At 62.3% G+C, this 5,449-nt stretch carries 2 protein-coding genes and 3 pseudogenes; 4 read left to right on the forward strand and 1 reads right to left on the reverse strand.

Annotated features, from left to right (window positions below; genetic code table 11):
• Positions 1-400: 400 nt before the first annotated feature.
• The 3 pseudogenes from VGH68_RS29735 to VGH68_RS29745 all read left to right on the forward strand — a co-directional run.
• A pseudogene (locus VGH68_RS29735) lies at positions 401-664 on the forward strand (3-carboxy-cis,cis-muconate cycloisomerase); the annotation flags it as partial.
• A 27-nt stretch (positions 665-691) separates the two neighbouring features.
• Positions 692-2,106, forward strand: a pseudogene (locus tag VGH68_RS29740) (cation:dicarboxylate symporter family transporter).
• Positions 2,107-2,176: 70 nt separating this feature from the next.
• Positions 2,177-3,265: pseudogene (locus VGH68_RS29745) on the forward strand (lyase family protein).
• A gap of 95 nt (positions 3,266-3,360) precedes the next feature.
• Here VGH68_RS29745 and VGH68_RS29750 read toward each other — a convergent pair.
• A complete protein-coding gene (locus VGH68_RS29750) occupies positions 3,361-4,179 on the reverse strand; it encodes a class II aldolase/adducin family protein (RefSeq protein WP_331607327.1) in 819 nt (272 codons plus the stop codon).
• Between the two features lie 243 nt (positions 4,180-4,422).
• On the opposite strand from VGH68_RS29750, the gene VGH68_RS29755 reads away from it, so the two are divergent.
• Positions 4,423-5,449: MFS transporter (locus VGH68_RS29755; protein WP_331607328.1), on the forward strand; the 1,027-nt coding region annotated here is incomplete at its 3' end.

A 5,449-nucleotide genomic window follows, 5' to 3' on the forward strand; every position in this document is an offset into this window, starting at 1 on the left:
CACCGGCGATGACGGAGCCCCAGGAGAGTCGCGGCAGTCCGTCTTGGGTGGTGAGCAGTTTCATGACGTTTTTCCTGGATGTGGTTGAGGCACCCCGTCATAGGCGAGCTGCCTGAACGGCGTGTGCGGTCAACCGCGCAAGTCATATGCCACGGATCTGGGCACAGGGGCGTTGCGCGTAGGAAAGTCTGTCGTGGTGCCGGCCGGACGCTTGAATCCGCCGATTGGTTCTGTTCGGCGGATTTCCCGCCGTCGCCTGGATACCGTACATTGCCGCGCTGGACATCAGCATGCCCCGCATGGACGGCAGCCTCGCCAGCCGCACCTTCGCCAAGGGTTTCAGTGTCTGGCGACACCGCTTAAGGCGCGCCTGTCGAGGAACAGTTCCGAGTGACAGGGCAGCAAGGGTTTGATCGTCGCGGAAGCCGTGATGATGGGCATGGCACCCTACACCGGACGTCAGCAGGCACATGACATCGTGTACGACGCATGCCGCACGGTGAACGAGCATGGCGGCACGCTTGCGCAAGCGCTTGCTGCGCTGCCCGAAGTCACGCAGCACTTCGACCGCGTCGCAATCGACCGCATGACCGATCCGGCGAACTATCTCGGTCTTCCACCGCAGATGGTGGACCAGGTCATCGCACTGTCGCGCGAAATCTGAACCTGAAGAATCGAGGAGGAACACCCGATGCAAAACGAACACGCATCACACGGCGACGCAACCGTCGCCACGACGAAGAAGCTGCCGTGGTACCGCAAGCTCGGCATGCAGGTGCTGCTGGCGCTCGTGATCGGCGGTGCGGTCGGGTTGTTGTTCCCGAAGTTCGGCACGCAACTCAAGGTGCTCGGCGATATCTTTCTCGCACTCATCAAGGCAGGCGTCGCGCCGCTCGTGTTTCTCACGATCGTGCATGGCATCGCTTCGGCGGGCGACATGAAGAGCGCGGGACGTGTGGGCTGGCGCTCGATCGTCTACTTCGAAGTCGTCTCGACAATCGCGGTCGCGTTCGGGCTGCTCGCCGGCAACCTGCTGCAGACGGGCAAGGCGATGACGTCCGTCACCGCCGGCGCCGTACCCGCGATCGCGACCAAAGCCGCACCGCAGACTTTTGTTGGGTTCGTCATGCATATCGTGCCGGACAACTTCATCGGCGCGTTTGCGAAGGTGAGCTGTTGCAAGTCGTCGTGCTGGCGGTGATGGTCGGCATCGGCATTCTCGCGATTCCGGAGCACCGCCGCGTGCGCGTCAACGAAGGGCTGGATCTTATCTCCGAAGTGCTCTTCTCGTTCATCAATCTCGTGATGAAGCTCGCGCCGCTCGGCACGCTCGGCGCGATCGCCTTCTCGGTGGGAAGCAACGGCACGGCGGTGCTGATCGCGCTCGCGCAGCTCGTGTTGAGCTTCTGTGCAGTGATCGTGCTGTTCATCGTCGTTGTGATGGGCGTGATCGCGAAACTCGCGGGTTTCAGTCAGTGGCGCTTTCTCCGCTATATCAAGGATGAAATCTTCATTGTGCTCGGTACGGCTTCATCCGAAAGCGTCCTGCCCCGTCTTCTGATTAAACTCGAACGGCTCGGTTGCGCGAAGCAAACGGTCGGGCTCGTGTTGCCTACCGGCTATGCATTCAATCTCGACGGTACGTCGATCTTCATGTCGATGGGCGTGATGTTCATCGCTCACGCGTACGGCGTACCCATCCCGCTGGACCATCAAATCGGCATTCTGCTGCTGATGCTGCTGGCGTCGAAGGGCGCCGCCACGGTGTCCGGGGGCTCATTCGTCGTATTTGCAGCGACGGTCACGTCGACCGGCATCCTTCCCGTCGAAGGTCTTGCGTTGATCTTCGGTGTGTACCGCTTCATGTCGATGGCGATCGCCACGTGCAATACGATCGGCAACAGCCTGGCGACCGTAGTCGTCGCCAAGTGGTCGCGGACCCTTGATGAGACACTCGCGGAGCGACATCTGCATCCCGAACGTTACCCTGAAATTGCGCGGGCCGATGAAAGCCTTGCCGGCGGCAATCTGCTGCCCGAAGACATGGACGATGCAAATCAGCATCCTCACGCCGTTTCGCTCGAAGGCGCCCGACACACGCGTTGATCGAATGTCACGTCGCAGCGGTGCGGGCGTGTGCCCGCCTCAACTTAATCATGAGACTGTGCCACGAGCTATGAACACCCCATCGCGAATCGAACATGATGCATTCGGTCCCGTCGAGATTCCGTCGGATCGATACTGGGGAGCACAGACGCAGCGCGCCCTCGGTCTGTTCGAAGTCGGCGAAGAGCGCCTCCCGACTGTACTGATACGCGCATTCGGCTTGCAGAAGTACGCGGCCGCACGCGCAAACGTGCAGTGTGGAGCGCTCACGCCGGAGCTTGCCCCGGCGATCGAGAAGGCCGCGATCGAACTGCATGAGGGAAATGGGACGACCATTTTCCGCTGACGATCTGGCAGACCGGGTCCGGTACGCAGACCAACATGAACGCAAACGAGGTCATCGCGAACCGGGCAAACGAGTTACTCGGACGACCGCTTGGGACCAGGACGCCGGTGCATGCCAACGATCAGGTCAACCGCTCGCAATCGTCGAACGACAGCTTTCCGACGGTGATGCACGTGGCAGCCGCGATCGAGGTCAACGGGCGTTTGCGGCCAGCGCTGGATGAACTCCGGTCTGCGCTTGCCGAGCGCAGCCATGCCTTCGCCGACGTATTGAAAGTCGCCAGCACCCATCTGATGGACGCCGTGCCGATGACGATGGGGCGGACATTCGGCACCTTCGAGCGCCAACTGGCGCATGCGCTTGCCCGCATCGACGATGCGTTGCCCCGGCTCCTGATTCTGCCTCAAGGCGGCACCGCTGCCGGCACGGGACTGAACGCTCCCGCGGATCACCATAGCCAATGCATCCGGGAACTTCGAGCTGAACGTCGCTAAACCAGTACTCGTCTACAACCTGCTTCAGTCGTTGCGTGTTCTTGCCGATTCCTCCGCCCTCTTTGCAAGGCGCTTTGTCCGCGGCATCGAGGTGGATCGTGAACAACTTGCGACTAACATTGACCGGTCACTGCTCGCTGTAACCGCGCTCAATCCGATACTCGGTTACGACCGCGTTGCGCAGGTTACGGCGACGGCGTTGCACGACCGCATCACACCTCGCGCGGCAGCGATTGCGCTCGGCTTTCTCGACGGCGATCAATACGACCGGCTCGTCGACCCTGCCAGGCTCGTCGCGGGTAATGTTTCAAGGCAATAGGTCTTCGCCCCAAGGACTACACGCGGTACAGGCCGCATCGAAGCTTTGACGCCACTCCGGACATCGGCCGGGCGGCGCGTCGCGTCGATGAGCGACTACGCGTCGAGCGTGCGCGCGTAGTCACCAAGGTCCGCATGTTCGCGCAGCATCTGCTTGTATAAACCTTGAAAGCCGAGCCAGGCGACGTAGTCGGACGCCAGATGCCGGCGCGTCGCGCGCGCCTCCTCCGCGCTCAGCGGCTCGAGCGGGCCGGCCGCCTCGGCCAGCAACTGCACCTGCGCACATCGCTCCATCGCGATGAAGCGATACACGGCCGAATCCACGCTCGATCCGACCGTCAGCAAGCCATGATTCAACAGGATCGCGGCCTTGCAGTCGCCCATCGTCTGCGCAATACGCGCGCCCTCGTCGGTGGCGAGCACGACGATATCGCCGCGAAACACCACGTGGTTTTCAAAGAACAGACACGCTTCCTGATTGATCGGCGCAAGCAGCCGTTCGCGCGCGGCGAACGCACGCCCATAGGTCGTATGCGTGTGGACGGCGGCCGCCGCCGCATGATTCACGCGATGCAGTCCGCAATGAATCGCGACCGCCGCCGCATTGACCGGCCCACTGCCGTGGTGCACCGCGCCCTTGTCGTCGATGCACATGAGATCGTCGGGATGGATCGTCGAGAAGTGCTGCGCATATTGATTGACCCAGTAGCGGTCGTGATGCTCGGGATCGCGCAGGGTCACGTGACCGGCGATACCCTCGGTCAGCCCGAAGCGCGCCAGCAGCCGGAACGCCGCCGCGAGCCTGAGCTTGCGATGCCGGCGCTCGGTCTCGAGGTCTTCATAGACGCGCGGAACGGGCAGCGCTCCGCCGATGGGAGTGGGAATCTGATACTCGTTGGAGTCGGCCAGGCACATGCGACACTCTCGGTGAAAAGAACGGGACATGCTCATTCTGGTGCGCCAAAAGCACCGCCGTCCATGGCGGTTTGCGCAATGTCATGTGAAATTTCGGCACCATGGGCCCTGAAGGCCCGTCGTGCATGGCTTTGGGCGAGGTTATGCCGAAGCGTCACAGGACAGATACTTTTCGTGGATTGTCATGGAAATTCGACTAGTGCTAAATGAGGCTACGACAACACCCCTGCCCGGACAACCCACATGCAGACCCTCGATACCCAGAGCGCGTTGCCGCCCGATCTGATGAAGCGCATCGTGTGGCGGCTCGCGCCGCTGATGGTGCTGATGTACGTCGCCAACCAGCTCGATCGCGCCAATGTCGGCTACGCGGCATTGACGATGAACGCCGAACTCGGCATGAGTGCCGCGCAATACGGGCTGTCCGCGAGTCTGTTCTTTCTGGGCTACATCCTGTGCGAAGTGCCCAGCAACCTGTGCATGCATCGCTTCGGCGCGCGGCGCTGGATGGCGCGCATACTCGTGACCTGGGGTCTGCTGTCGTCGCTCACGAGCTTCGTGCCGAACGCGCAATGGCTGTATGTTGCGCGCTTCACACTGGGCGTGTTCGAGGCGGGGCTGTATCCCGGCATGGTCTATTACCTGACGCTGTGGATGCCCGCGCGCAATCGCGTCTGGATGATGTCGCTCTTCACGATGTCGATTCCACTCACCGGCATGATCGGCGCGCCCGTGTCGACGTGGATCATGGAGCATGCGAACGTGTTCGGCGTCACCGGCTGGCGCGCAATGATCCTGCTCGAAGGCCTTCCCGCCATCGTGCTCGGCGTGGTTGCCTGGTTCTATCTGCCGGACGGTCCGCACGCCTGGCGCGGCCTGAGCGAGAAAGAGCGCCAGACGATCCGCGCGGCGCTCGCGGGCGAAGAACAGGCCGCGTCCGCCGCCGTGCAGCCCGGCAGTGCGCGCCGCGCGCTCACCAATCCCAAGGTCTGGGGCTTAGGCCTGGTTTATTTCGGCATCAACTCGGGCATCATCGGGCTGCTATATTTCCTGCCGCAAGTCGTGAAGACCTTCAAGGGCAGCGCGCAGTACTCGCTCACACAGATCGGCCTGATCACGTCCGCGCCGTTCGCGGTCGTGGTAGTCAGCGTGATCGTGTGGGGACGCATCGTGAGTCACAAGCGCATTCATGCGCGCGACGTCGCCGGACCGATGTTGCTGTCGGCAGTCGCGCTCGCCAGCGCACTCTATCTCTCGTCGCCGCTCGCAA

Source organism: Paraburkholderia sp., assembly GCF_036488505.1.
Classification (GTDB): Bacteria; Pseudomonadota; Gammaproteobacteria; order Burkholderiales; family Burkholderiaceae; genus Paraburkholderia.

Excerpts from the sequence above, each read along its gene's own strand:
- VGH68_RS29750 (WP_331607327.1), bottom strand. The coding sequence starts at position 4,179 with ATGTGCCTGGCCGACTCCAACGAGTATCAGATTCCCACTCCCATCGGC.